We start from the raw sequence: 24,837 nt of genomic DNA, 5'->3' as shown, positions 1-24,837 counted from the left end.
GGGCCGACGCCGGGAGCGGCGCAGTGCGCACCGGGGCATGGGTCGGCGGGGGACGAAAGTCAGCCGACGACCCCGCGGATGGGTAGCGGCGTGGATCGCCGATGGCGGCGGGGCGGAGACCGGTGGTCCGCCGATCGTTCCCGGATTGGAAACGATGATGAACAACGCCAAGCTCGCCCTCGCGCTGGGCGCCGGTTATGCGCTCGGCCGCTTTCACAAGGGGAAACTCGCTATGGCTGTTGCCGGCATGGCGGCAGGAAAGCGCCTCGGGAGCAATCCGGGCCAAGCCGTGGCCGGCCTGCTGAAATCCAGTCCCCAGGTGGAGGAACTGGTCGGCAGCCTGCGGGGCGAATTGACCGAAGCCGGTAAGAAGGCCGCGCTGGCGGCGGCCGGTAACCGGTTGGAATCGCTCACCGGCAAGCTGCATCAGCACGCCGAGTCGCTGCGCGCGGGGCCGAAGAAGGGTCGCGACGAGGACGAAGCCGAGGAACCCGAGGAACCCGAAGAGGACGAGGAAGCCGAGGAACCCGAAGAGGACGAGGAAGCCGAAGAGGGCGAAGAGGAAGAGGGCGAAGAGGAAGAGGAGGAGGAAGAGCCGCAGAAGCCGGCGAAGCCCTCGGCACGCAAACGTGGCTCGCGGTCGTCGACCGCGGACGAGCCGCCACCGGCCAAGCGGGCCAAGCGGGCCTCGTCCACCGCCGAGAAACGAGCACCGGCGGCCGGTGCCAAACAAGCGGCGAGGAAGAAGACCACAGCGGCTTCTTCGACGACCCGAGGCCGGTCCGCAGCTCCGAAGGCGAGCTCGCGCGGCGAATCGGCGGGGAAGAAGGCCCCTCGTAAGGCCGCTGCCAAGAAGGCCACGCCGGCCAAGCGGGCGACGAAAACCGCGGCAGCCAAGCCGGCCAAGAAGACCGCGAGCGGGCGTGGCTCCGCGACGCGCGGGCGGGGGCGGTCGTCATGACGGACGGGACGAAAAGCGAGACAACGGGCGGTCTTGGCCGCCTGGCACAGGAACTGCCCACCGACCGCCTGATGTCGGAAGCACAGAACCTGCTGTCCGCGTTCGGCGAGCGCGCCTTGTCGATGGCCACCGACAAGGTCGGCGAAGCGACCTCGCGACTCACCGATTTCGTGGACAACAACGGAAGTGACGGCGCCCAGGCCGGACTCGAAGGCGCGAAAGACCTGGCCGAGGGCAAGTCGCCGCTCAAGGCGGCTGTCGGCGCGGGGCTGACCGGCGTCAAGGAGAAGGTCAAGGGCGCCCTGACCGGCGGGGGTGGCGGCGGAGGCGGCAAGAGGCAGCTCAAGCTGACGAACATCGTCGAGGACGTGGACGTCGGTGTGCCACTGCGCGTGGCATATGACCAATGGACGCAGTTCGGTGACTTTCCCAGCTTCATGAAGAAGGTGGAAGCCGTCGAACAGGAGGAAGACGAGAAGCTGAAGTGGAAGGCCCAGGTCTTCTGGTCCCACCGCAGTTGGCAGGCGACGATCATCGAGCAGGTCCCCGACGAGTTGATCGTGTGGGAGTCCTCCGGTGAGAAGGGTCATGTGGACGGCGCCGTCACCTTCCACGAGATCACGCCCACCCTGACCAGGATCCTCGTCGTGCTCCAGTACCACCCCCAGGGATTTTTCGAACGGACCGGAAACCTGTGGCGCGCCCAGGGCCGGCGAGTGCGCCTGGAGTTGAAGCATTTCCGGCGTCACGTCATGACACAGACCATCCTTCAGCCCGACGAGGTCGAGGGGTGGCGCGGCGAGATTCGAGACGGCGAAGTCGTCAAGAGCCACGAGGACGCCCTCGACGAGGAGGAACGCGAACGCGACGAGGGCGAAGGCGACGAGGGCGAACGCGACGAAAGCGGAGGCGACGACGAGGAGTGGGACGAAGAGGGATCGCAGGAACCCGAGGACACAGACGACGAGTATGAGGACGAGGAACCCGAAGAGGACGAAGACGAAGCGGTCGACGAGGAGGACGAGGACGAAGAAGAGGCCGACGAAGACGAAGAGGGAGACGAAGAGGCCGAGGACTACGACGACGAGTACGACACCGACGAGGACGAGGACGAGGACGAGTACGAACAGGAGGACGAGGACGAAGACGAGGAGTACGAGGAGGACGAAGACGAGGACGAGGACGAGACGCCGGCGAGGCGCTCCCGCAGACGCGCGCCGGCACGGGCTCGGTGACATCCCATGACCATGGCAAGCAGGCAGGGGCATTACCTCGATCGCCCGTCGTCGAGCGGTCTGGTCGACGTGATCGACCTGATCCTCGACAAGGGCTTGGTCATCGACATCTATGTGCGCGTCTCGCTGGTGGGCATCGAGTTGCTCACCATCGACGCCAGGATCGTGATCGCCAGCGTCGACACGTACCTGCGCTTCGCCGAAGCCGTGAACCGGCTCGACCTCAGCCGGAAGGAACCTCAGGGGCTGCCGGACCTGATGCACGGCCTGACGGAGGGCGGCGCGAAACACAAGACACGCGGCGCGTTGGAAGGGGCGAAGGACACCCTGACCGAGGCCTTCCACGGCGAGGACGAGGACGAGCCCGAAGCGGAACCGGAGGAGCGCCCTCGGCGACGCCGCTCGTCCAGGCATAGGGGGGAGGAGTGATGACGACCTTCCCGGGCTCCGCGTTCCCGTCACCCGACGCGTCGTTCGAGGACGCCGGTTCCGCGTGTTACGTGTACGGGCTCGTGCCCGCGGGCGCCACGTTGCCTCCGGACGCCGTGGGTGTGGGCCACCCCGCGACCGCAATCACCCTGGTGGAGCACGATGCCGTCGCGGCCGTGGTCGGCGAGGTGTCCGTGGAACAGCCGCTGGGGACGCCGGAGGACCTGCGGACACATGCGCGCGTCCTGGACGGCCTGGCCGCTTCGACGACGGTGCTCCCCTTCCGGTTCGGCACCGTCGTACGGGATGTGCGCGCTGTGGTCGAGGAACTCCTCGTCGGACACCACAAGGAGTTCTCCGCCGGGCTCGCGGAACTCGAAGGGAAGGCGCAGTTCACTCTCCGGGCTCGATACGAGGAGGAGGCCATCCTGCGTGAACTCCTGGAGGAGCGTCCGGACATCGTCCGACTTCGCGAGGAACTGGCGGGCCTGTCCGAGGAAACCGCCTATCACCGGCGGATTCGGCTCGGCGAACTCGTCGCCGACGGCATCGCGGGCAAACGCGAAGCCGACGGCAACCTGATCCTGGAACGGTTGATACCCGTGGCCGAGGCGCTGGGTTCGGTCGAGGTGGGTGCCGGTGACATGGTGGCGGACGCGTCCTTCCTGGTTGCCCGCGAGCGGCAGCAGGATTTCGAGAAGGCGGCCGAGCATCTGGCGCGCGACCTGCACGGTCGGGTACGCCTGCGCCTGCTGGGGCCGCTGGCACCGTACGACTTCGTGGCCGAGGTGATGGACAACCTCGATTGGGGACGATCGTAATGGGTTTGATCACCGGATTGCTCACCCTTCCCCTCGCGCCCGTGCACGGCGTGGTGTGGCTCGCCGAACAGATCTACGACGAGGCGTACGACGAATGGGCCAGTCCTCAGGCGATCCGTCGCCGCCTCGAGGAGGTCGACCACGACCGTTCCGAGGGTGTGATCACCGACGAACAGGCCGATGCCATGGAGCAGGAACTCGTGGGTCGGCTGTTGGAGTCGCGGCGTGCGATCGGCGGCTTGGAGGTGTGAGCCGTGCGCAGCGCGGACCGCGAACCCGGCGACGCGGAGTCCGAGCGTCGCCGACCCGCGCGTGACAAGCCCGCACCGAAGCGGGCGACCTCCGGGAAACGGGTCGCTCGTTCGACGGACGAAACCGCGCCGGCGCCACGGCGTTCGGTCGCTCGACGAAGCCCGGCCGACGAGGAGCGGGAATCGCCCGAACGTCGCCTCAAGCGGCGGGCTGCCGGTAAGCACGACACCCGGGCCGAGGATGCGGATCACGCCGCGCAGGCCGACGATGCCGCGGAGGCCGACGATCGAGACGAGGCACGCCCTCGGCGGGCATCACCTCGCAGGCCGCGTGAGGGACACGAGGGTGACCGACGCAAACGCCGTCGCCCGCCGGAGTCCGCGCCTGTCAAACCCTTGCAGGCTGCTGCCGCTGCGGCCGATCAACTCCGGGCCCTCACCGGCCGCGAGCCCGAGGGAATCGTCTCGGCGGAGCGGGTCGACGCCGGCTGGCGGATCGGTATCGAGGTCTTGGAGGCGCAGCGCATCCCCGACTCCACCGACATCCTGGCGCTCTACGTGGTCGAGGTCGACGACGAAGGCGAGATGACGTCCTACCGCCGCGACAGGCGCTACTACCGCGGCCGAGCGGAGGAGACGTGAAATGACCGAAGGCCCGATGGAGCGCGGTCTCTTCCCCGAGCGGCGACCGGTTTCGCGCGCGAGGGAATCCGCCCGGGGCGAACCGGCGAACCTCGCGGACATCCTGGAACGAGTCCTGGACAAGGGGATAGTGATCGCCGGTGACATCCGCGTCGATCTCCTGGACATCGAACTCTTGACGATCAGGATCCGGCTCATCGTCGCCTCCGTCGACCGAGCCCGGGAAATGGGCATCGACTGGTGGGAACACGACCCCACCCTGTCCTCGGGGAAGCGAGACCTCCTCGCGGAGAACGAGCGGCTCCGCAAGCGACTGGGCGACCTCGAAGCCGAACGCGTCGAGTCGGGACGCGATGCCGCCGCCACACCCCGGCAAATCGCGTCGGAGGCGAACGAGTCGAACGAAGGCGAACACGGCGGTTCGGTCTCACCCGAGACGCCACGCGAAACGCCACGCGGAACCTCTCGCGAAACATCACGCGGCACCTCTCGCGGGACGAGGCGGCGATCATGAACAACGTTTGCGTCGACTGGGTGTACGCCATCCTTCCCGACTCGACCGCTGCCGTCTCCGCCGACGTGCCGGGAGTCGCCGGAGAGGTTCCGCACGTGGTCCGCAGTGGCAGCCTGGCCGCCATCGTGGGTTCCGTGCCCGCCGGAGAATTCTCCGAGGACAGCCTGCAGGAGCGCCTGGGCGATCTTTCCTGGCTGGAGTCGTCGGTTCGGGCGCACCACCGCGTCGTCGAGGCCGCGGCGCTCACCGGCACCGTGCTCCCGCTGCGCTTCGCCACGATCTACCGGGACGACGAGCGCGTGCGGGAGATGCTCCGCCGGCGCGAGAGCGCTTTCACCGCGGCGCTGTCCCGGTTGTCCGACCGGGCGGAATGGGGGGTCAAGGCCTACGCGGATCCCGAGGTGCTCGCCGCCGGGTCCGACGAGCGATCTCCGGAGGCGGACACGGCCTTGTCCGGCGGCCGAGCGCCCGAGTCGGACAGTCCCGGCACGAGCTACCTTCTGCGCAAACGCGCCCGGCAGAGACAACGCGAGAACGCGGGCGACCGGGCGGCCGCCTACGCCGACCGCATCCATGCCACCCTCACGGGCTGCGCCGTGCGCGCCGTACTGCACCCGCCGCAGGACGCCGGCCTCGCCCGGTACCAGGGCTGGATGGTGCTCAACGCCTCCTATTTGGCGGACGATGCCCGAGCCGGGGAATTCGCCTCCGCCGTGGCGAACCTGGACGGAAGCTTCCCCGGTATTCGCCTCGAACTCAGCGGTCCCTGGCCGGCCTACTCATTCGTCGCCGACTCGCCGGAGGAACCGGAACCGTGATCAACCAACCCCTGCCCGCTCGACGGCCGCCTGCTCAGGACGGTCGCCAGATCGCACTGGTCGACCTCTTGGACCGCTTGTTGGCGGGAGGCGTCGTCATCAGTGGCGAGATCACGCTGTGCATCGCCGACGTCGACCTGGTCCGTATCTCGTTGCGCGCACTGGTCGCCTCCGTCAGCACGGTGGCCGAGAGCGAGGGCGAGTCGGGGGAACGACCGTGACCGCGCCCCGACGCCATCGGATCACCCGGCAGGCATCCACCGAGCGCGGCTCCGCTCGGACACGTCGGCGCGGCACCGCATCGAACCGGGACGGGCGAACCCCTCGCCGTGGCGTCACCGATCGCATTCCCGACGCCCCGCCCTCCCCCGCCTTCGGCCGCCGCATCGCCACCGACCCCGAGACGGTGGAACGGGGATTGGTGAGCCTGGTCTTGACCATCGTCGAACTCCTGCGCCAGCTCATGGAGAAGCAAGCCATCCGACGCATCGACCACGGTGGGTTGACCGACGATCAGATCGAGCGGATGGGTCTCACCCTGATGGCCCTCGAGGAGCGTATGGCGGAACTGCGCGAGTACTTCGACCTCTCTCCCGAAGACCTGAACATCGACCTCGGGCCCTTGGGACCACTCCTTCCTCGCGACTGAGCGCGGAAGGTGCCGACGCTCTCCTCGACGGTGAGCAACTGCCCGAGGGCGAGGGAGGACGAGTCCGGGGTGGAAAGTCGCGCCGACGGATGGCAAGCTTTCACGTAACGGCAACACAAAATCAATGGCCCGGAAACCGTCGGCTTCGCCCGCACGAGTTCGGTCCCCCTGTCGCTCCCGTCGACCTCGTCCTCCCGTCCTCCTGCTGTGCCGGGAACCACCGCCCGCGGCGGGCCGCTCCCGCAGACTCGCCGGCTCCCGAATCCCTGTCCCGGTGGACGCCTTCACTCGTGGCGAGGCTTCCACGCCGTCGGGGTCCTGCCACGGTCGAGGTGCCGCCCACCTCCGCGATCCTCCGCCTTCGAGGCCGACCCACCGCCTCGGAGTCCGATCACCGGCCCGAACAATTTTGCGTATGGGCTACGCACGTGGCCGACCGCGGCCGAAAGTCGGACCGTCCGGAAAGGAAACAAGACCATGAGCCAGACCCTCGCCCAGCTCAACGACATCCTGCGCCCCGTCGCACCGCCCAGAGTGCTGGAGGGCCTGTACACCGACGACCAGCACGCCCGGATCCTCGACGTCCTCAAGCAGCGCGGCCCGTGGCCGACGATCGTCGCCCAGACCTTCGACTCGATCGAAGAACTGGTGGCCACCTCCAGCGGACCGGACAACGACCAGGTCCTGGACCTCACCCTCGACGACGTCGCCGGCGCTCACTTTCGCGGCTTCTTCGCCCGGAACTCCGCCGTGCTGTATCCCGAATTGGAGGACTGCTTCTACAACTCCCGTTTCCTGGAGCTGGCACGTGACTACTGGGGTGGGCGGTTCGCCCGGCCGACGATGATGCTGTTCAACCTGTGCGGCCCGCACCGGAGCGGGCTCACCTCCCACCTGGACGCGGTCACGTTCCGCGGCATCCGCTACGAGAACTCGCCCACCTGGCTGATGAACGTCATGGGCCGCTCGGGTCTGTTCACCGATCACCTGGTCAAGATGGCCCAGGTGATCACGTGGTGGTACCTCGGCGAGAACGGCACATTCACCTACTGGCCGGACGGGCCGCACGGCGAGCCCAGGCGTCTGGAACACCCGTTGTGGAACAAGGGCGTTCTGGTGCAGAACGAGATGATGTTCCACCGCGGCGATCCGGTGGGCCGCCTCGACGAGCGCGAAACCCCCGGCCTGAAAAGCCGCTCGCTCCTGGGCTGGGACGCCTCGCGCGACGACTGGGCGATCACCACCGACAACGAGGTGATCCGCCGCTACCGGCCCGAGGAGATGCGGTTGCTGGTCCACTGGAACGCCGAGGTCTACGCGGACCGGGAGGAGTTGCAGAAGAGCATGGACCACAGCGACGACCTCACCCACGACATCGTCTTCGAGCGCCTGTCGGCGGACCTGCGCGCCCGGGGAGTCGAGGTCGCCGAACCCTCGGATCCCATGCACGACAAGGCATTCATCCGCGCCCTCATCGCGACTTACGCGATCGCTCCCACCACCGACTGGGCCATACCCGGCACCGTCTGACGCCTCCCCGACCGCGCGCCCGTCCCGGCCCCCTACCCGGCGCGACCCACGCTTCGGCATGCGACTCCGGGGTCCTCCCCGTTCGCCGCGGTCGGAACGCGCACACGCCCTCGTGCCCGCAGCCCTTGCACGCATGCCGTTCGGAGAATTGCGATAGGCACGTACACGAATTCGAGCCCTCGACGACCCGGGGAACGGTGACGGCCCTGGACAGTCGCCACCGGGGTGGGCATCATGTGCTCACTGGACACGATGTCTACTGAGAAGCCTCTTTGCCCAGCCGCCGGGGTACAGCCCCAGTTCCGGCAGGCCACATCGAGACGCCACGATCCCGGAGGCCCCATGCCCACACCCACCGCAGCAGGCGCGTACCCGCGCCCCCGTGCCGCGGATCTACCCCTGCCCGGGTCCGATCGGGCCGAGATCCGGCGGCACTTGGAGCACGCCGACCCACGCATCGTGCTGATGTCGTTGATCCACCTCACCCGCGACGAGCAACTCCTGGAGGAACTCGCCCCCGCCGCCGCCCCGACGACGGGCGAGGCCGAGAAGACGGACCTCGCCGCCCGGGCCCGTGACCTGCTCGCCGAGGCGCTGACCCGTCCCGCGTCACCGGACGCCGACCAGCCCCTGCCCGACCCGCTGTTCCAGCGCATGGCCTCCGTCTGTGTCGGCGAGACGGTCGACCCGGAGTTCCTGCCGCTGCTGCGCGAGCAGGGCGGTTTCAGCGCCCGCGAGGCCGTACCCGCCGAGGTCCGCGCGACCCCGCCGAACGGCTTCCACGTGGTGATCATCGGCGCGGGGCTCAGCGGCATGTGCGCGGCCATCAAGCTCGCCGAGGCCGGTTACGGCTACCGCGTCTACGACCGCAACGCGGACGTCGGCGGAACGTGGCTGGCCAACCGCTACCCCGGGGTCGGGGTGGACACGCCCAGCCACTTCTACTCCTTCTCCTTCGAGATCAACCCCGACTGGCCGGAGTACTACTCGAACGGCCGGGTGGTGTGGGACTACCTGCGCACCTGCGCGGACGCCCACGGCCTGCGCGAGAACACCACCTTCGACACCGAGGTCACCGGCGCCCACTACGACGAGACCACCCGCCGCTGGACCGTCACCAGCCGGGGACCGGACGGTGTCGAACACACCGAAACGGCCGACGCCGTCATCAGTGCCATCGGCTTCTTCCAGGCCCCGATGCACCCCACCTTCCCCGGCCTGGACAGGTTCACCGGACCGGTCGTGCACATCGCCGCCTGGGACCCCGACGTCGACCTCACCGGCAAGCGCGTCGCCCTGATCGGCACCGGCGCCGGCGCCATGCAGGTCGGCCCCGCGATCGTCGACCGGGTCCGGGAACTGACCGTGTTCCAGCGCCAACCCTCGTGGATCATGCCGCGCCGGGCCGACAGCCTCGTCGTCCCCGCCGGCGCCCGCTGGGCCATGCGGCACGTGCCGTTCCACGCCGAGTGGTTCCGCACCCTCACCTACTGGATCACCGCCGACGGCAACTACCCCCGCGTCGTCGTGGACCCGCACTGGACCATGACCGAATCGGTCTCCAAGGCCAACGAGGACGCCCGCCAATGGCTCCTCGCCTACGCCCGCGAGGAACTCGACGGACGCCCCGACCTGCTCGAGAAGGCCGTCCCGACCTACCCGCCGTTCGGCAAGCGCATCCTGCGCGACTGCGACTGGTACCGCATGCTGCGCCGCGACCACGTCCGCCTGGAGACCTCGGCGATCACCCACGCCACCGCCGAGGGCCTGGCCACCGCCGGCGGCGAGTCCGTCGACGTCGACGTCGTCGTCCTGGCCACCGGATACCACCTCCTGCCCATGCTCGACGGCATCGACATCACCGGACGCGGCGGCATCACCCTGCGCGACGTCTGGGGCGAGGAGGACCCGCGCGCCCTGCGCGGGGTCACCGTGCCGGGGTTCCCGAACTTCTTCGTCATCGGCGGCCCCAACTCCGGTGCCAACCACGGCGCCGGCGTCAACATCATCACCGAGACACAGGTCAACTACATCCTCGGCTGCCTGGGACTCATGCACGCCCGCGGCGCAACCGCCATCGAGCCCACCGAACAGGCCCACGACACCTACAACGAGACCGTGGACCGAGCCCTGGACGGCCTGGTCTGGAGCCACCCCACCGTCCGCGGCTACTACCGCAACAGTTCCGGACGCGTGATCGTCTCCAACCCCTGGCGCCTGGTCGACTACTGGTGGATGACCCGCGCGCCGCAGGAGGACGAATACCTCCTGACCTGACCGCGCTCCGGCCCCGGCCCTGGCCCGGCCCGGCCGACCCCGAGCCGGGACACCGTCCCGCCGGCGTCGCCGACTCGCGGCGTGCGCCCCCGTGACGACGCCGGCCGCCGTCTTGCGCATCGACCGATCACTGTTCACCGGCCGTGCCGTCGCCTGCCACAAGCGGTGGCACGCCTCCGCTCGCTGTTCCCGAGGTGGGTCATGACTTTCGATCCGAACGAATATCCCCTGCTTCCGCCGGAGTTGGCGGCCATCATGGTCGACGTTCCGCCCATGCCGCCCGTCACCGCGGACAACGTCCGGGCGATCCGCGAACACGCGCGGGTCGCATCCGCCCGCCAACCGAGGTCCGAGGTCCATCGGGTCGAGGACCGCACCCTGCCCGGCCCGGACGGGGCGATCCCCGTGCGCGTGTACGCCCCTTCTCCCGCGCCGTCGTTGCCCGTGCTCGTGTTCGGCCACGGCGGGGGGTGGTCCATCTGCGACATCGACACCCACGACGCGCTGTGTCGGGAGATCGCCGGGCGCGCGGAGGTGCTCGTCGTCTCCGTCGACTACCGTCTGGCGCCGGAAAACCCGTACCCCGCCGGGCTGGAGGACTTCTACGCGGCCGCGTCGTGGGTCGTCGAGCACGCGGCCGACATCGGCGCCGATCCGGCGCGCGTGGCCGTCGGCGGGGACAGCGCCGGCGCGAACCTGGCCACCGTCACCTGTCTGCTGGCCCGCGACCGCGGCGGACCGACGTTCCGCTACCAGATGCTGGCCTACCCCGGCCTCGACGCGGTGTCCCAGCGCGCCGGTTGGACCGAGTTGGCACACGCGCCCATGGTGAGCGCGCGGACCGGACGTTCGATGTGGGCCGCCTACGCGGCCGGACACGACCCGCGCGACCCGTACCTCTCACCCGTGCACGCGAGCGACCTGTCCGGCCTGCCCCCGGCAATCATCGTCGCCCCCGGCTACGACCACGGACGCGACGACTTCGCCGCCTACGCCACCGCACTGGAAAACGCCGGCGTCGACGTGGACTTCCGCCCCTACCCCGGCATGGTGCACGGCTTCCTGTCGTACTTCGCCGCCGTCCCGGCCTGCTCCCAGGCACTCGACGAGGTGTGCGCAGCCTTGCGCAAGGGGCTCGCCGACGCCTGAGACCGGCCCGTCCGGTCACGGGAAACCGAGCGGTTCCCGCGACCGGGCATCGCCGCCTTCACCCGCGGCTCCACCGCCGACGTGTACGTCTCCCGCAGCAACGGCGAAAGTTTCACCGACGTCCACCTCAAGTGGCACGAGTGGATGGTCGCCAGCGGCGAGGTTCCCGCAGGCGGGAGCACCTGGTAGAGGCCGACGCGCCGTCGAGACTGCCCGGCACCCACAGCCGTCCCCGCGGCCTGACCGCGGTGCGATCCGCAGCGCACATCGCCGCACCGGCTCGCGGCGGAGAGCCGGCAGCGGTCCGCATACCGTGATCGCACCAGCATCGTCACCCGCACCCGCCGTCCGGTCCCCACAACCTCGTGAGGACCGGACGGCGGCTCCGCGAGCGCGAGCCCGCGCGTTCCCCGGACCGGCCAAGGATCGTTGCCGCCTCAGCGGCTCAGCACGGTCTCCTGCTCCAGGCGTGACAGCTTCTCGGGGTTGCGCACCGTGTACAGGCCGGTGATGAGGCCGGCCTCGACGCGCATTGCCATGACGCCGTGGATCTCTCCGGCGCGGCGCATGACGAGTCCGGGCCGGCCGTTGATCTGGACCGGCTCGATCGACATGCCGGCGGTGAATCTGGTCAGGCCGAAGGCCAGGTAGCGGGCCACTTCGTCGGCTCCCACGATCGGGTGCACCGCGGCGTGCCTGATTCCGCCGCCGTCGCTGAGGGCCACGACGTTCGGCGCGAGGATGTCGACGAGGCTTTGCAGGTCGCCGGTCTCGACCGCTCGTTGGAAGGCCTGGAGTGCGGCTCGGGTCTCGGCCGCGGAGATGGCGTCGCGCGGACGGCGGGCCGCGACGTGCGCCCGGGCCCGGTGGGCGATCTGGCGGACTGCGGCGGGGCTCTTGCCGACCGCCTCGGCGATTTCGTCGTAGGCGACGTCGAACACCTCCCGCAGGACGAACACCGCTCGCTCGGTCGGCGCGAGCGTCTCCATCACCAGCAGCATCGCCATGGAGAGGCTGTCGGCCAGTTCGATGTCCTCGGCCACGTCGGGCGTGGTCAGCAGCGGCTCGGGGAGCCAGGGGCCGACGTAGGTTTCCTTGCGGCGGTCGAGCGCACGCAGCCGGTCCAGCGCCAGCCGGGTCACGATCCGCACCAGGAACGCGCGTGGCTCGCGCACCACGGCCGGGTCGACCCCCGCCCACCGCAGCCAGGCCTCCTGTAGAACGTCCTCCGCGTCCACGGCCGAGCCGAGCATCTCGTACGCGACGGTGAAAAGGAGGTTGCGGTGGGTTACGAACGCCTCGGTGGCCGCTGCCGAGTCCGTGTGCCCCTCGCCGACGTGGGGCGGCTCCGTCGTACCCTCCGCGCCCGCCTCCGGTTCCTCGCTGCCTGCGCTCATGCCTGGCTTCTCCTACCCGTTCGTTCCCATGGCCGGTACCCGTACCCGTACGCACAAGACGACGGTGCCCACCGGTCTGTGACACCCACGGCCGGGTGACGTACGGCACATCACGCCGCTGTCACGGGGGTCGAATCGCCCACGTCTCGTGAACGTCAGGACGTCGCGCGAACAGTCGGCGCGGCACGTACCACCACGAGTGAGGACCACGTCATGGCAACCACGAAGGCGCAGGCCCCGGCGGGCACGTCGCGCCGCTGGGTCGCGCTGTTCTTCATCGGGTTGGCCCAGCTCATGCTCGTACTGGACGCCACCGTCGTGAACATCGCGCTGCCGTCCATCCAGGGAGACCTCGGGGTCTCCGATGCCGACCGGCAGTGGATCATCACCGCGTACACGCTGGCGTTCGGCAGCCTGCTGCTGCTCGGCGGCCGGATCGCCGACTACGTCGGGCGCAAGCGGACCTTCCTGATCGCGTTGCTCGGTTTCACCGCCGCGTCGGCGCTCGGCGGTGCGGCGGGAAACTTCGAGATGTTGTTGCTCGCCCGCGCGGTGCAGGGGGCGTTCGGTGCGCTGCTCCAGCCGTCCGCGTTGTCGCTGCTGACGGTGACGTTCACCCAACCGAAGGACCGTACCAAGGCGTTCGGGATCTGGGGCGGAATCAGCGCCGCGGGCGGCACGATCGGGCTGCTGGCCGGCGGGGCGCTGACCGACTACCTGGACTGGCGCTGGTGCCTGTACGTCAACATCCCGATCGCCCTGGTCGCGGCGATCGGCGGGTACATGATGCTGGCCGAGTCGCGGCGCGAGGGCAAGGCGCGCATGGACATCCCGGGTGTGCTGCTGGTGACCGGCGGGCTGGTCGCGATCGTGTACGCCACCACCCGGGCCGAGGCGGACGGTTGGGGCTCGGCGACGGTACTCGGCCTGCTGGGCGCCGGCGCGGTGCTGCTCGCGGTGTTCGTATTCGTCGAGAGCCGGGTGACGCAGCCGCTGCTGCCGCTGCGCGTGGTCGCCGACCGCACCCGCGGCGGCGCGTACCTGGCGGTGGGTCTGGCCGTCATCGGAATGTTCGGCGCATTCCTGTTCATGACCTACTACATGCAGGTGGTCAAGGGGTACTCGCCGACCAAGACGGGGGCGGCCTTCCTGCCCATGGCCATCGCGGTCCTGGTGTCGGCGGCCGGGCTCAGCACCCGGCTGATGCCCAGGTTCGCGCCGCGGGCGCTGATCGTGCCCGGCATGCTCGTCAACGCCGTCGGCATGTTGTGGATGATCACCGTGGACCCGGACACCTCGTACGCCGGCGGTGTGCTGATCTCGCAACTCCTGCTCGGCTTCGGAGCGGGCATGGTCATGCCGGTCGCCATCAACTACGCCACCCACGGCGTCGACCACGGTGACCTGGGCGTGGCCTCGGCCACCGTCAACACCGCGCAGCAGATCGGTGGTTCGCTCGGTACCGCGCTGCTCAACACCATCGCCACGAGCGCGACCGTGGACTACCTGGCCTCGCACGACAACAGCCCGGCGACCGCGAAGCAGGCACTGGTGGAAGGCTTCGCGGAGGCGGGGGCGTGGGCCGCGGGGATCATCGTGGTGGGCGCGCTGATCGTTGCCGCGCTGATGAATACGGCGCGTCCCGAGCATCTCGGCGCCGGGGCGAGCGCCGGGGCAGGCGCCGAAGGCTCCGACGCCGTCGACGGGTCCGGGAGCAGCGACAGGACAGCCGCAAGCACGGAAGACCGCGCCGCCGGCCCGCTGCCGGCACACACCTGATCCCGACGGTCCGAGGCGGTCCCCCCGGCGGGCAGGATCCGTGCCCGCCGGGGTGGGCCGCCCGGGAAGCGAACGCGTCCCGCTTCGGCTCGAACACCCTCGGCCGCGGCGTCGGCGCGTTTCGCGCCCGGCACCACCGTGGCGATGCCCCTCGTCTGCCGCCTGACGCGGGCAAGGCCCGGCAGGGGTCGATATGCCGAGCGAAGAGGCCGGCACCGGGTGCCACCGCAACCGCCGACACAGCCGAAGGCTTCGGAGGCCGATCGGCAGGTCACCGTGGCTCGCCGCAGCGCGCACCGAACCCGTCGCTCGGACGGTGCGGCGGTTAGACTTGTTGCGCCCTCGTCCGCTTGGGCGGGGTCTCGGGGACGATGCCGGTGGTACACCATGACAGCGCACGAAAACCGTACCGAAAAGCCCCGCAACGAAAGTGCCGCAGGTCGTGTCGACGCCGACAACCGCGGTTGGTCCCCCTCCGTGAACGCCACGCGCCAAGGCGACAACGACAGCGCGCACCGATCGTTCCATCCGGACGAATTCGCCCCTCCGGCGGGACCCGGACGGATCGAGTCGAAGGAGGAGACCGAGGAGGTCCCCGGCGACACGGTGGAAAGCACGGGGCGCCGAGGCGAGGAACAGGGCCGGGGGTCCGGCGGGAAGGGCACGCACGACCGGGGCCCCAAGGGACCTTCCCGTCGTCCCAGTGGAGGCGAGGACGCCACGGCGACAACCGGCGTCGACCCCCAGGACGCGGACTCCGCCGACCCACGCGCTCCGCGCCGCGCCTGAGGTCCCGCCACACGCGCGCGGAAGAGCCGGCCCGAGCGACTGCCCGTTCCGGCCACACGCACCATTCACACATGGCGCCCCCCGAAAGGGGCCGTCGGCCGGGACGGCGGCCGACGGCCCGGGGCAACCCACGGGGCGCGGAACGGTATTCGTCCCGGCCCCGGGGGCCGCGTGGTGCTACCTGAACATGCGGTCGCTGCTGTTGGCCATGCGGTGGGTGCCGCTGTGTGCGTTCACCCAGTCACGGATCATCTTGACGGCGTTGCCGCATTGCCAGTTGTTGTCGTAGTCGCGCACTCCCGTGTAGGCCCCGTAGCCGGCGATGATGCCGTCCACACGTGCGTCACCCAGGAGTTTGTCGACGTACCACGGATCGTTGTAGGTGGTTGTCCAGGACAGTGTGGCCGCGAGTCGTCCGGCGGCGCGGTCCCGGGCGCCCTTCTTGAGTTCGGCGCACGTGTTCCAGGTGGCCTCGGTGCAGTTGCCGAACCCGTTGGTGATGTCGCTGTCGCCGTAGTCCATCACCCGCCGGCCCGTCGGGAATCCGGACCCGGATCGGTCGAACGCGTTCACGACCTGGTCGCGAGTCCCGGTCGTGGTGATGCCCTCCAGCGGGCCGAGCCTGCCCTCCAGGCTCTTCCAACCCCTGCCCCCGACGTCCGGGGTGTTGCCGCCGTGGTACTCGTAGAAGCCGTAGAGCACCTGGATCCCGGCCCCCGTCAGGCGCTGTGCCTTGTCCCGCAGTCCGGCGACGCTGCACGTGCGGTTCGGCGCTTCCCCGCAGTAGTTCGGGTCCTTGATGTCCAGCCAGACCAGCGCCAGCCGGCGGCCCGCCCTGGCGTTGGACAGGATGCGGTCGATCATGGCGTCGAAGCTGGGGCCCAGCCGGTTCTCACCGGCCGAGGAACAGTCGTGCCAGGCACGCCACTCGTTCGGATTCCACCAGGCACAGACGTCGACCTCGATGGCGTTGGCACCGTGGTTGATCGCGGCGTCCACGCCGTCCAGCGTGTCGACCCGATGGGCGATGTCGTAGATCGCCTGCCGCTGATCGGCCGCCGCCGCGGGAGTCGAACCGAGCACGGTGGTGGCGACGAGCCCGCACAGGGCCGCCATCAGCGCCAGTAACGTCCGTGGGCGCGTGACCCGCCGAAGGTGAGTGGTCAAGAAGCTACTCCTTCATATCGGTGTCCCGAAGCGCACGACCACCGATCATCGACGCTCGTGTCGGCGTCGGCGGGCGAGTGCGCGCCGGATCGGCTGCCGCGGCTTCCGGCGATGGCGCTCGCTCGGTGAGCCGACCGGGTGGCCGACCCAGCGATCGTCGCAACGCCGTGGGCAGTTGACGTGTCGGCTGCCCTCGCCGGGTTCTCGACGCGAGCATCCACACACGTCACGCCGCAGCCACGCCTCGGGTTGCATGAGGGTTGCGTACGCCCGCCGGGGCGTACCCAAACCGGCTCCGCGGCATGGATCCGCCGCGCGACGTGCACGTCGTCCACGCGATCGGCTCACCCGACCGTCTCGTGCTCGGCCGCGTCACCCTCGGCCGCCTGCGCTCGGCATGCATCGTCCGCTCGACCCGATCCGGTGCCGGCCCCGCCACAGCCACCGCATCGAAGACGTCGGCATGCGAACCGAACGCGTCATGCGGCGCAGATGTGTGGCGGGGCCAGCTTCAGGCGTCTCCGAGACCGGAGTTCACCTGGTCGGTATCACGCTCCGTTGTCACAGGATGTGAAACAGAGCCGAACGTTCTACTCCGTCCCCGGCTCAAAAGGACCCGGCAGGCACGGTCCAGACCATGTTGCCCGTGCGAACGCAGGGTTCGATGTCGAGTCGGGTGCCGTTGGTCGCGTTGCCGGCGGGGAGGTTGATACAGAGGTTGGAGGAAGGGTTGTACAGGCGGTCGAAGTTGGCGCGACGCCACTGCTGGTTGGTGCCGCCGTCGCAGTCCCGGACGGCGAGTCCGGTGCCGGGGCGCAGGTCGCCGCCGTCGAGGCATTTGCCCTGGGCCGCGATGGTGCCGTCGGCAATGGTCCACTTCTGTGTGTCGGAGCCGGGGTGGCAGTCGTTGATCCGTACCGGGGTACCGTCGGCGTCGCCGGCTCCGGCGACGTCCATGCACTTGCCGCTGACCCAGTGGACGATCGGGCCGGTGCCGGCGAGCGAAGTGCCGCCGCCGGTCGGAGTGGACTCGCCTGCGGAGGCCGATGCGCCGGAAAACACCAGGGCCGCGAAGGAAGTCGCGCAAATCGCGGCCGTGGTGACGAACGTGCTGGCTTTGCTCATTTCCGCCTCTTGGTGATGGATCGGTTTTCGATGCGGGCCGTCGCGGTGACCGTGGGTACACCGTTCGCGTCGACGACAGCGGGAGCCGGGCCGGTCGAACACGCCGGCTCGGCATCCTCACCCGGGCCGGTACGACGCGTGGGCGTCCACCGACCACAACGGTCGAGTCGTTTCGGATACGCGATGCGGTCCTGCCCGTCCGGCGCGAACCGGGCCCGACCACACCACGTTCGTCTCCCCCGGCAGACGCCGGGCGTACGGAGCTTGTCTCCCACGGGTTTTCGTTGACGGCTTCCGGCACCGTAAGCGAATCCGAATCACCGTCACCAGAAGAGATCAAGACAACCCCCACGTCACGGGAACCTCACGTATCACAAGCCCGCCGGCCGGCCCGACGGTCCGACATCCCCGGGTCCCGCCGGCCCGTACCGGCGGGCGGCGGAAGACGAGCGCACCCTCCCGCCGGCCGTGCGACTCGCCCACCGCGCCCTGCGCGCCGGGTGCCCGCGCCCCGGACGCCTGCGCCGCGTCCTACCGCGCGACCTCGGCTCGACGGACGTGCATCGTCGTGGTGAATATCTGCGGCCGTGCGGGTGAGTTCGGCCCGTCACATCGTCGGCGGGTGTGCGGCGGCCGGTAGAACGCGGGCATTGTTCCGTCGTGCCGGAGGGTGTTCGTGATGAGCCGAGGGTTGATCGTGGTGGATGTGCAGAACGACTTCTGCGAGGGGGGCAGTGTTCCCGTCGCAGGCGGTGCGCGGATCGCGGCGGCGATCGCCGATCTGGTCGAGCGGAGCGCGGGTGCCGACTACCGGTACATCGTTGCCACCCGGGACCACCACATCGACCCGGGAGGTCACTTCTCCGCGACCCCCGACTTCGAGAACAGCTTTCCCGTCCACTGCGTGGCGGGAGGCGAGGGCAGCGAATTCCACCCCGGTTTCGCCCCGACCGTCGCCGGTGGCAAGGTCGACGCCGTCTTCTTCAAGGGCGCCCACAGTGCCTCGAAGAGCGGCTTCGAGGGAGCCGACGCCGAGGGCACTTCCCTGGCGGACTGGCTGCGTGATCGCGGAGTGGAGGACGTCGACGTGGTGGGCATCGCCACGGACCACTGCGTGCGGGCCACGGCGCTGGACGCCGTGAAGGCCGGCTTCCGCACACGGGTGCGCCTGGACTACGCGGTCGGGGTCGCCCCGGACACGACAGCCGCGGCCGTGGACGACTTCCACCAGGCAGGAATCGCCGTATCCGGTACGGCACCCGACCCGAGGTAGTTCCCGACACCAGTCCCGGCCCCTATGCGGCACCGGGGCCGAACAACGGGTGCGCGCCCGGTCCCGGGAAAACCGGCGACGGGGCGCACCCGCGCACGCCGAGGAACGCTCGGCCTTTTCGACCCGGCCAAAAAATGCCGGTTGTCGCCTTCGAGACAGTCCCACCGGACCGGCCCGGCGCCCTGCTCCCGGCGCTGTGGCGGGGGCGGGTGGGTTTGCCTGGGTCGGGCTGTTCCCCCGCCGGGTCAGGCCTTTTGGCGGGCCGTGTTGTAGAGCTTGGCGATCAACGCGGCGACCTCGTCCTGCGAGGCGCCCTCGCCGCCCTTCGTCATTTGTGCCAGGCCGACGACGTTGGCGCCGCCGAGGGTGGAGTAGTCGGCCCAGGCGCAGACCGGGAACCGGAAATCCGCGACGCTCTTCGGGGCTCCGTCGCCCTTGTTGCGGGTGACCTGCATGTCCTGGCACTTCATCAGCGCACCCTCGAAGCCGGCGGGCTTGACGGTCCTGGCGCTTGCGACGGGCTGTATCTCCATTCCCTGCGCCTTCCCGGTGCCCTTCAGGCCCTTGTTGCCGACGTTGGCCAGGTATGTGTCGAGTGCCTTGGCGGGGTCGGCGATCTCGCCGGAGAAGCCCTCGAAGGTCAGCCGCGTACCGCCGAACAGCGCCGGGTCGTCGGGATCGGCGGCGGGCGCGTTGTAGACGCCGGACACCGTCCGGGCGCCGCCCACCCCGAGGCTCTCGGCCTCCTGCGTGCCGGGCGTGCTGCCCGGGCTCGACTTGGTGTAGGCGTCGACCGACTCCGGGACGACGAGCTTGTAACCCTTGGTGCCGGTGTCGATGGCACCGCTGCCCACGGGGCCGCCGCCCGAGGTACCGGTGGTCGCGTCCGCGGTGCCGCCGACGCTCGGCGCCTTCGCGTCGTCCTTCCCGTCCTCCGACCCGCCGCACGCGGCGGTCGCCACGAGGAGGGGTATGACGGCAGCGGCGAGGCGAGCGCGAAGACGCATGAGGAATGGGTCCTTTCCGAGTTCTTTCGTAGCCGACCGGAGCGTTTGCCCATCGACGTGACGGGTCGTCAGGCTGCCGTGGCGTCGGGCCCTGTGTCCTGGGGATCCCCCTCCGACCGCCGACGACGTCGCCCCCTGCTCGGAACGGCCCCGACTCACGCCCAGCGACGGTCGACGATGTGCCGCGGAGCCGGGCTCACCGGCCGCCGGCGCGTTGCTTGTCCGGCTGCCGACGACAGGACTCACGGGCCGTTGACCGTGCTATCGGCAGTTCGCGAGTTCCTCGTCGATCCTTCGTGCCGTGGAGGCGTCGAGAGAGTGTCGTCGTGCCTGTCGCGGCGCCGACTTCGCCCAGGTGTTCAGGACCGCGGGTCGAGGGTCGCGGTGCCGAGTCCGAGCACTTTCCGGAACCACACGGAGTCTTTGCGGGAACCCGGCGACCGGGCGCCGAAAGAGAGCCTCGGTGCCCGGTCCTGCCGTAGTCGAGGTGGGTGATCCGGAAAACGCGGGGTCGGGCCCCGATGCGCCGGACGGCTTGACCTACCCGGGACGGTCACCGACTGTGTGTCGTCGGTGAACCGTCCCACGACCTTTGCCCCGACGCACCCGCGCGGCCCTGTCCGCCGGCGGTCCGCTGCTTCGCGTCCGAGGGCGGGTCAGAGCATCGGAGTTGCATGACCTCGTCGTTCTCGCGGCTCCTGTGGGAGCACGCCTTCGCCACGCAGCCGCACCCGCCTCCGGGGCTGGTCCTCGTCGCCGGGGGCGTGGCCCTGACCTGTGTGGTGCATCGGTTGGCATGGTCCACCGTGCGCTGCTACTCGGTGATGGCACACGAGGCGGGCCACGTCCTGGCCGCGCTCCTGTGCGGGCATCGCGTCGTCGCCGTCCGCCTGGAGGTCGACAACTCGGGAACCACGTCTCATCGAGGCAAGGGCCGCCTTCGCCGACTCCTGATCGCTGCGGCCGGCTATCCGGCGCCCTCCTTGGCGGGCGTCGGTGGTGCGGCTCTTCTGCGCGCGGGGCACGTGACGGCGTCGCTGTGGGCCGTGACCGCTCTGATGCTCCTGCTGTTGACGACGATTCGCAACGTGTTCGGCGTGGTGATCATCCTCCTCGCGTCCGGTGTCCTGGTCGCGGTGTCGTGGCGGGGCCGGGTGGAAGTACAGGCCTTCGCCGCGTACGTGGTCGTCTGGTTCCTGCTGATCGCCGCCGTGCGGCACGTTGTCGAACTGCTACGACGCCATCTGAGGGGCAACTCCTCGTCCGACGCGGCGACACTGGCGACCTCGACCGGAATACCGTGGCCCGTGTGGGTGGCGGCCTTCGGCCTGATGTCGATTGCCATGGCCTGGCTGGGCGCCGGCTGGTTGCTCGATGACGGGGACGTTTCCACGGCCTGGAATCCGCCCCCGTTGCCCCGCTGGTGACCGCGGTCGGCGGCCGGCGCCCGATCCCGTCGAGCCTCCACACCCCGCCGGGATCACGCGCCGGCCGCCCCCGTTCCCGCACCATCCCGAAGTGCGTGCCTACGCGCCCCACACCCGCCGGGCGCCCACCCACGTCGACAGGATCGGGATGTCCGCGATCCGTTCGGGTGTGACGGACAGCAGGTCCTCGCCCAGGACGGTGAAGTCCGCGAGCATCCCCGGGGCGAGGCGGCCCTTCAGGTGGCCTTCGCCCGTGGCGTGAGCGGAGCCGGTCGTGTAGACGGCCAGGGCTTCGCGGGCGCCGATGCGCTGGTCCGGGCCGAGGACTTCGCCGTCGCGGGTCTGCCGGGTGACCATGGTGCGGATCGCCAGCAGTGGCGGGAGGGGGCCGGCCGGGTGGTCGGAGGAGCCGCCCACGGTGATGCCCGCGTCGAGGAAGCGGCGGTGGCCGCAGGCCGCGGCGGCGCGTTCGTCGCCGTAATAGCCGCGCAACTTGCCGCCGTGGTCGTGGACGAACGAGCCGAACGGCACGGGGGTGATCCCGGCCGCGACGATGCGCTCCACCAGGCTGTCGTCGACGAGGCTGCAGTGCTCGATGCGGTGGTTGATCCGCGCGTACGCCGGGACTTCGGCGCGGGCGGCTTCGATGGCGTCCAGAACCTTGCCGACGGCCAGGTCCCCGTTCGCGTGCACGGCGACACGGCTGCCGGTCCGGTGGACGGCGAGGACCGTGTCGGCGAACTCCCGGTCGGTCATGAGCTGGATGCCGTTGTCGCTGCCGGTCTGGCTGGGGTAGGGAACGCGGCACAGGCAGGTGCCGCCCGCGAGCGCGCCGTCGATCATCAGCTTGACGCCCACCAGCCGCAGGTGCTCGTCGCCGAAACCGGTGCGCAGTCCGGTCCGCGCCAGGTCCGCGAAGTAGCGGTGCCAGACGAGCATGCCGACGCGGGCGGTGAGCACCCCGCGGTGCGCGGCCTCCTGGTACAGCCGCAGTTCGCGCGGCGAGACCAACGCGTCGCACCAGGAGGTGATGCCCGCCGCGTGGAACTCACGGACCACTTCGGCGAGCGACGCAACCAGGTCGTCGAGGGTGAATTCGCCCAGCAGTTCGGGGGCGCCGCTCGGGCGGAACCACTGGTCGAACCACGCGCCCTCGTACATCCACCCGTCGAGCCGACCGTCCGCCTCGCGGCCGAGCGTGCCACCGTCGGGATCGGGGTCGGTGTCGCGGTAGCCGGCGAGTTCCAGGGCGCGCGAGTTGGCGACGGCCATGTGGCACGAGAAGTGCACCACCAGAACCGGGTGTTCGGTGGATATCGCGTCGAGGGCCGCCCGGTCGAGGCGGCCTTGCGAGTCGGCGTCGGGGTCGTACCCCTCGGCCACCACCCAGCCTCCGGGCGGGGTCGCCCGGACGCGCTCCGCGAGCGGGTGGCCCGATCCGCCGGCGGCCCGCAGCGCCTGCGGCGTCAGCGGCACCCGCATGCGGGTGTCCGCCAACCCGGCGGGGTGGCAATGCGCGTCATTGAGGCCCGGGACCACGACGGCGTCGCCGAGGTCGACCAGCTCGGCTCCGGGGAGGCGCCGCCGCAGGTCGGCGATGTCTCCGACGGCGACGATGCGATCCCCGAAGGTGGCGATGGCTTCCGGTTCGGCGGTCGTGACGCCGCCCGGGTCGGCGAGGGTGATGATGCGGCGGGACCGGAAGATCCTCGCGGTGGGTTCGTCCGGGTGGGACAGGGCGTGCGCCGGAGCGGGTGCCGTGCTGCCGTGGATGCCTCGGGTCGTCATTGTGTGTGCCATTCGTCGGTGTGTTCCGTGTGGTGTCGCCCGGTCCGGGTCTGGATCTCGGTCTCGGCTCCGGCCTCGGATCCGGCCTCGGATCCGGCCTCGGATCCGGCCTCGACCAGTGCCGGTCTCACGCGGCCGTCTTCTCCGTCGGGCGCGGCAGCGCTTCGAGCGTCGGCCGTGTGCCTGTGGCCAGGCGCCGAGCGCTTTCGACGAGGAGGCCGACGGCGAGATTGACGCCCAGGCCGATCAGCCCGGCGCTGACGTGGTTGGTGTCCACGGCGTGGCCGTTGTCGCCGAACGTCAGCCAGATGACCACCGCCTCGCCCGAGAGGATCCCGGCCGCCACCGACCACGCGCCGACGAGCGGGCGGCGGCCGTTCAGCGCGAACAGCAGTCCGGGCGCCATCTGCGCGAGGCCGGAGTACGTGAGCAGCAGCAGGTTCGTCAGCGCGTCCGGCCGCTTGATGGCCAGGACCAGCGCCACACCGACGGCGCCGACGACGGTGGTGTGGTTGACCAGGAGACCCGAGCGTTCGGTGCGGGTACGGACGATGTTCCGGGCGACCAGCGACGACATGCCGAGCACGATCGCCGCGGACGGCACCACGGCGCACGCGGCCGCTGCGGTGACCACGACGCCGACGAGCCAGTCCGGCATGGCGCCGTTGGTCAGGTGCAGCAGTACGCCGCTGGGGCCGCCGGATGCCGCGCCCGCGACCACGATGCCGGTGAACCCGATCAGCATCGGGATCGCCTGGCTGGCGCTGTAGAACGGGATCCAGATGCTGTTCTGCCGCAGGGCCTTCTCGTCCTTGGCGGACAGGACCGCGGGCCAGCCGTGCGGCATGGTCATGAACATCACGCTGACCAGGCTGGTCACCATGCTGGTGAAGAACCAGGTGCGGTCGAACGGCCCGTCGTGCACGGTGAGTTTGGCCGCGTGCGTGTCGGCGAGCCGATGCGTGACCTCGCCGATGCCGCCCACGTAGTGCGCGGGAATGGCGATGGCCAGCACGATGAGTACCAGGACCATGAGCGCGTCCTTCAGGTACGCCGCACGCGCCACGCCGCCGATGCCCGACCACAGTACGAAGCCGGTGATCAGCACGGACGCCGCGATCATGCTCGCCGTCCCGGAGCCGCTGTTGCCGGTGGCCAACTCGACGACCAGGCCGAGGCCGGTGATCTGGAGTTGGAGGTAGGGCAGCAGGAAGACCACGCCGAGCACGGCGGTCAGCGTGCCCAGGGCGCGGCTGCCGTAGCGGTCGGCGAAGAAATCGCCTTGGGTGAGGTAGCCGCGCTCCTTGCCGACCCGCCACACCAGCGGTGCGACGACGTACATGCCGACGTACGCGAGTGGAAGGTACGGCAGCGCGTAGACGACGCCGACGCCCGACGCGTATGCCAGGCCGGCGAGGCCGAGGAAGGTGAAGGTCGTGTAGACCTCGCCCGCCTGGAGGAACCAGGTCGTCACCGCACCGAAGCGGCGCCCGCCGACCGTCCATTCTTCGAGGTTGGCGGCCGGCTTGCGGCGGCCGAGCACGCCGAGCCCGGCGATCAGCAGCATGCCCACGACGGACACGGCCAGGGTCGTGCTCATCGCTCGCCCCCGTTCCGGCGGCGCGTGCGCTGGTACTCGACGTACCCGAGCGCGGGAGTCAGGGCGATCACCCAGCCCACGCTCCAGGTCATTATCGACGGCATGCCGAGCCAGATATGCGGAGCGTTGACGAACGGTAGCCACACCGTCGCCAACAGTGCCGTCACGGGCACCATCAGCAGAAGCACTGCGACGCGCATGGGTCGCTC

General features: G+C 70.1%; 23 protein-coding genes. 16 read left to right on the top strand and 7 right to left on the bottom strand.

Going from position 1 to position 24,837, the window contains the following annotated elements; translation table 11 throughout:
- Positions 1-154: 154 nt before the first annotated feature.
- From ACIBM5_RS18480 to ACIBM5_RS18420, 13 genes are all read left to right on the top strand, one after another.
- Entirely contained in the window at positions 155-961 is an 807-nt protein-coding gene (locus tag ACIBM5_RS18480) for a histone protein (RefSeq protein ID WP_396007947.1), read from the top strand.
- Positions 958-2,196 (top strand): SRPBCC family protein, encoded by a 1,239-nt coding sequence (locus tag ACIBM5_RS18475; protein ID WP_396007839.1) that lies wholly within the window; start codon positions 958-960, stop codon positions 2,194-2,196. Before ACIBM5_RS18480 ends, ACIBM5_RS18475 begins: the two co-directional genes overlap by 4 nt.
- A 6-nt stretch (positions 2,197-2,202) precedes the next feature.
- Positions 2,203-2,625: a gas vesicle structural protein GvpA gene (locus ACIBM5_RS18470; RefSeq protein ID WP_396007838.1), complete on the top strand. Its 423-nt coding sequence runs from the start codon at positions 2,203-2,205 to the stop codon at positions 2,623-2,625.
- Positions 2,625-3,446 carry a GvpL/GvpF family gas vesicle protein gene (locus tag ACIBM5_RS18465; protein WP_396007837.1) on the top strand — a complete coding sequence of 274 codons (822 nt, stop codon included), beginning with the start codon at positions 2,625-2,627 and terminating at the stop codon, positions 3,444-3,446. The genes ACIBM5_RS18470 and ACIBM5_RS18465 overlap by 1 nt, the downstream gene beginning before the upstream one ends.
- Positions 3,446-3,697 (top strand): gas vesicle protein GvpG, encoded by a 252-nt coding sequence (locus tag ACIBM5_RS18460; RefSeq protein ID WP_396007836.1) that lies wholly within the window; start codon positions 3,446-3,448, stop codon positions 3,695-3,697. The genes ACIBM5_RS18465 and ACIBM5_RS18460 overlap by 1 nt, the downstream gene beginning before the upstream one ends.
- A 3-nt stretch (positions 3,698-3,700) precedes the next feature.
- Entirely contained in the window at positions 3,701-4,339 is a 639-nt protein-coding gene (gvpO, locus tag ACIBM5_RS18455) for a gas vesicle protein GvpO (protein WP_396007835.1), read from the top strand.
- 1 nt (position 4,340) lies between these two features.
- Positions 4,341-4,853: a gas vesicle protein gene (locus ACIBM5_RS18450; RefSeq protein WP_396007834.1), complete on the top strand. Its 513-nt coding sequence runs from the start codon at positions 4,341-4,343 to the stop codon at positions 4,851-4,853.
- Positions 4,850-5,671: a GvpL/GvpF family gas vesicle protein gene (locus ACIBM5_RS18445; protein ID WP_396007833.1), complete on the top strand. Its 822-nt coding sequence runs from the start codon at positions 4,850-4,852 to the stop codon at positions 5,669-5,671. The genes ACIBM5_RS18450 and ACIBM5_RS18445 overlap by 4 nt, the downstream gene beginning before the upstream one ends.
- The gene (locus ACIBM5_RS18440; RefSeq protein WP_396007832.1) at positions 5,668-5,892 is read left to right on the top strand and encodes a gas vesicle protein; all 225 of its coding nucleotides are present in this window, start codon (positions 5,668-5,670) and stop codon (positions 5,890-5,892) included. Before ACIBM5_RS18445 ends, ACIBM5_RS18440 begins: the two co-directional genes overlap by 4 nt.
- Complete coding sequence (locus ACIBM5_RS18435) at positions 5,790-6,320, top strand: gas vesicle protein K (RefSeq protein WP_396007831.1); 531 nt, start codon at positions 5,790-5,792, stop codon at positions 6,318-6,320. The genes ACIBM5_RS18440 and ACIBM5_RS18435 overlap by 103 nt, the downstream gene beginning before the upstream one ends.
- Positions 6,321-6,797: 477 nt before the next feature.
- Positions 6,798-7,850, top strand: coding sequence for a hypothetical protein (locus tag ACIBM5_RS18430; protein WP_396007830.1), 1,053 nt, complete (start codon positions 6,798-6,800; stop codon positions 7,848-7,850).
- Positions 7,851-8,192: 342 nt separating this feature from the next.
- A complete protein-coding gene (locus tag ACIBM5_RS18425) occupies positions 8,193-10,127 on the top strand; it encodes a flavin-containing monooxygenase (protein WP_396007829.1) in 1,935 nt (644 codons plus the stop codon).
- 201 nt (positions 10,128-10,328) lie between these two features.
- Entirely contained in the window at positions 10,329-11,276 is a 948-nt protein-coding gene (locus ACIBM5_RS18420) for an alpha/beta hydrolase (protein WP_396007828.1), read from the top strand.
- Positions 11,277-11,713: 437 nt separating this feature from the next.
- Here the strand turns inward: ACIBM5_RS18420 and ACIBM5_RS18415 are convergent, their stop codons facing one another.
- Positions 11,714-12,673, bottom strand: coding sequence for an RNA polymerase sigma-70 factor (locus tag ACIBM5_RS18415; protein WP_396007827.1), 960 nt, complete (start codon positions 12,671-12,673; stop codon positions 11,714-11,716).
- Positions 12,674-12,886: 213 nt separating this feature from the next.
- Between ACIBM5_RS18415 and ACIBM5_RS18410 the strand changes: the two genes are divergently transcribed.
- Entirely contained in the window at positions 12,887-14,452 is a 1,566-nt protein-coding gene (locus ACIBM5_RS18410) for an MFS transporter (protein WP_396007826.1), read from the top strand.
- A 966-nt stretch (positions 14,453-15,418) separates the two neighbouring features.
- Here ACIBM5_RS18410 and ACIBM5_RS18405 read toward each other — a convergent pair.
- Complete coding sequence (locus tag ACIBM5_RS18405) at positions 15,419-16,408, bottom strand: phospholipase (protein WP_396007825.1); 990 nt, start codon at positions 16,406-16,408, stop codon at positions 15,419-15,421.
- A gap of 606 nt (positions 16,409-17,014) precedes the next feature.
- Positions 17,015-17,635, bottom strand: coding sequence for a ricin-type beta-trefoil lectin domain protein (locus ACIBM5_RS18400; protein ID WP_396007824.1), 621 nt, complete (start codon positions 17,633-17,635; stop codon positions 17,015-17,017).
- A gap of 577 nt (positions 17,636-18,212) precedes the next feature.
- Here ACIBM5_RS18400 and ACIBM5_RS18395 point away from each other — a divergent pair.
- Positions 18,213-18,806 carry an isochorismatase family protein gene (locus tag ACIBM5_RS18395; protein ID WP_396007823.1) on the top strand — a complete coding sequence of 198 codons (594 nt, stop codon included), beginning with the start codon at positions 18,213-18,215 and terminating at the stop codon, positions 18,804-18,806.
- A gap of 245 nt (positions 18,807-19,051) precedes the next feature.
- Here the strand turns inward: ACIBM5_RS18395 and ACIBM5_RS18390 are convergent, their stop codons facing one another.
- Positions 19,052-19,813, bottom strand: coding sequence for a hypothetical protein (locus ACIBM5_RS18390; RefSeq protein ID WP_396007822.1), 762 nt, complete (start codon positions 19,811-19,813; stop codon positions 19,052-19,054).
- A 674-nt stretch (positions 19,814-20,487) separates the two neighbouring features.
- Between ACIBM5_RS18390 and ACIBM5_RS18385 the strand changes: the two genes are divergently transcribed.
- Positions 20,488-21,240, top strand: coding sequence for a M50 family metallopeptidase (locus tag ACIBM5_RS18385; protein ID WP_396007821.1), 753 nt, complete (start codon positions 20,488-20,490; stop codon positions 21,238-21,240).
- Positions 21,241-21,339: 99 nt separating this feature from the next.
- Here the strand turns inward: ACIBM5_RS18385 and ACIBM5_RS18380 are convergent, their stop codons facing one another.
- The 3 genes from ACIBM5_RS18380 to ACIBM5_RS18370 all read right to left on the bottom strand — a co-directional run bounded on the left by ACIBM5_RS18380 (position 21,340) and on the right by ACIBM5_RS18370 (position 24,828).
- On the bottom strand, positions 21,340-23,040 hold the full coding sequence (locus ACIBM5_RS18380; RefSeq protein WP_396007820.1) for an amidohydrolase: 1,701 nt from the start codon (positions 23,038-23,040) through the stop codon (positions 21,340-21,342).
- 115 nt (positions 23,041-23,155) lie between these two features.
- Complete coding sequence (locus ACIBM5_RS18375; RefSeq protein ID WP_396007819.1) at positions 23,156-24,628, bottom strand: sodium:solute symporter; 1,473 nt, start codon at positions 24,626-24,628, stop codon at positions 23,156-23,158.
- Positions 24,625-24,828, bottom strand: a complete 204-nt coding sequence (locus ACIBM5_RS18370) for a hypothetical protein (protein WP_391583170.1) — start codon at positions 24,826-24,828, stop codon at positions 24,625-24,627. The genes ACIBM5_RS18375 and ACIBM5_RS18370 overlap by 4 nt, the downstream gene beginning before the upstream one ends.
- Positions 24,829-24,837 lie beyond the last annotated feature (9 nt).

This window comes from Embleya sp. NPDC050493 (genome assembly GCF_044458105.1).
Classification (GTDB): domain Bacteria; phylum Actinomycetota; class Actinomycetes; order Streptomycetales; family Streptomycetaceae; genus Embleya.
The sequence above is the reverse complement of the archived record's forward strand: the minus strand, read 5'-3'. Positions and strand labels throughout refer to the sequence as shown.

What these genes read in the sequence shown, in the direction of transcription:
- ACIBM5_RS18480 (WP_396007947.1), top strand. Translation starts at nt 155, where the DNA reads ATGATGAACAACGCCAAGCTCGCCCTCGCGCTGGGCGCCGGTTATGCG.
- ACIBM5_RS18475 (WP_396007839.1), top strand. Translation starts at nt 958, where the DNA reads ATGACGGACGGGACGAAAAGCGAGACAACGGGCGGTCTTGGCCGCCTG.
- ACIBM5_RS18470 (WP_396007838.1), top strand. Translation starts at nt 2,203, where the DNA reads ATGACCATGGCAAGCAGGCAGGGGCATTACCTCGATCGCCCGTCGTCG.
- ACIBM5_RS18465 (WP_396007837.1), top strand. Translation starts at nt 2,625, where the DNA reads ATGACGACCTTCCCGGGCTCCGCGTTCCCGTCACCCGACGCGTCGTTC.
- ACIBM5_RS18460 (WP_396007836.1), top strand. Translation starts at nt 3,446, where the DNA reads ATGGGTTTGATCACCGGATTGCTCACCCTTCCCCTCGCGCCCGTGCAC.
- ACIBM5_RS18450 (WP_396007834.1), top strand. Translation starts at nt 4,341, where the DNA reads ATGACCGAAGGCCCGATGGAGCGCGGTCTCTTCCCCGAGCGGCGACCG.
- ACIBM5_RS18445 (WP_396007833.1), top strand. Translation starts at nt 4,850, where the DNA reads ATGAACAACGTTTGCGTCGACTGGGTGTACGCCATCCTTCCCGACTCG.
- ACIBM5_RS18430 (WP_396007830.1), top strand. Translation starts at nt 6,798, where the DNA reads ATGAGCCAGACCCTCGCCCAGCTCAACGACATCCTGCGCCCCGTCGCA.
- ACIBM5_RS18425 (WP_396007829.1), top strand. Translation starts at nt 8,193, where the DNA reads ATGCCCACACCCACCGCAGCAGGCGCGTACCCGCGCCCCCGTGCCGCG.
- ACIBM5_RS18420 (WP_396007828.1), top strand. Translation starts at nt 10,329, where the DNA reads ATGACTTTCGATCCGAACGAATATCCCCTGCTTCCGCCGGAGTTGGCG.
- ACIBM5_RS18415 (WP_396007827.1), bottom strand. Translation starts at nt 12,673, where the DNA reads ATGAGCGCAGGCAGCGAGGAACCGGAGGCGGGCGCGGAGGGTACGACG.
- ACIBM5_RS18410 (WP_396007826.1), top strand. Translation starts at nt 12,887, where the DNA reads ATGGCAACCACGAAGGCGCAGGCCCCGGCGGGCACGTCGCGCCGCTGG.
- ACIBM5_RS18395 (WP_396007823.1), top strand. Translation starts at nt 18,213, where the DNA reads ATGAGCCGAGGGTTGATCGTGGTGGATGTGCAGAACGACTTCTGCGAG.
- ACIBM5_RS18390 (WP_396007822.1), bottom strand. Translation starts at nt 19,813, where the DNA reads ATGCGTCTTCGCGCTCGCCTCGCCGCTGCCGTCATACCCCTCCTCGTG.
- ACIBM5_RS18385 (WP_396007821.1), top strand. Translation starts at nt 20,488, where the DNA reads ATGACCTCGTCGTTCTCGCGGCTCCTGTGGGAGCACGCCTTCGCCACG.
- ACIBM5_RS18380 (WP_396007820.1), bottom strand. Translation starts at nt 23,040, where the DNA reads ATGGCACACACAATGACGACCCGAGGCATCCACGGCAGCACGGCACCC.
- ACIBM5_RS18375 (WP_396007819.1), bottom strand. Translation starts at nt 24,628, where the DNA reads ATGAGCACGACCCTGGCCGTGTCCGTCGTGGGCATGCTGCTGATCGCC.
- ACIBM5_RS18370 (WP_391583170.1), bottom strand. Translation starts at nt 24,828, where the DNA reads ATGCGCGTCGCAGTGCTTCTGCTGATGGTGCCCGTGACGGCACTGTTG.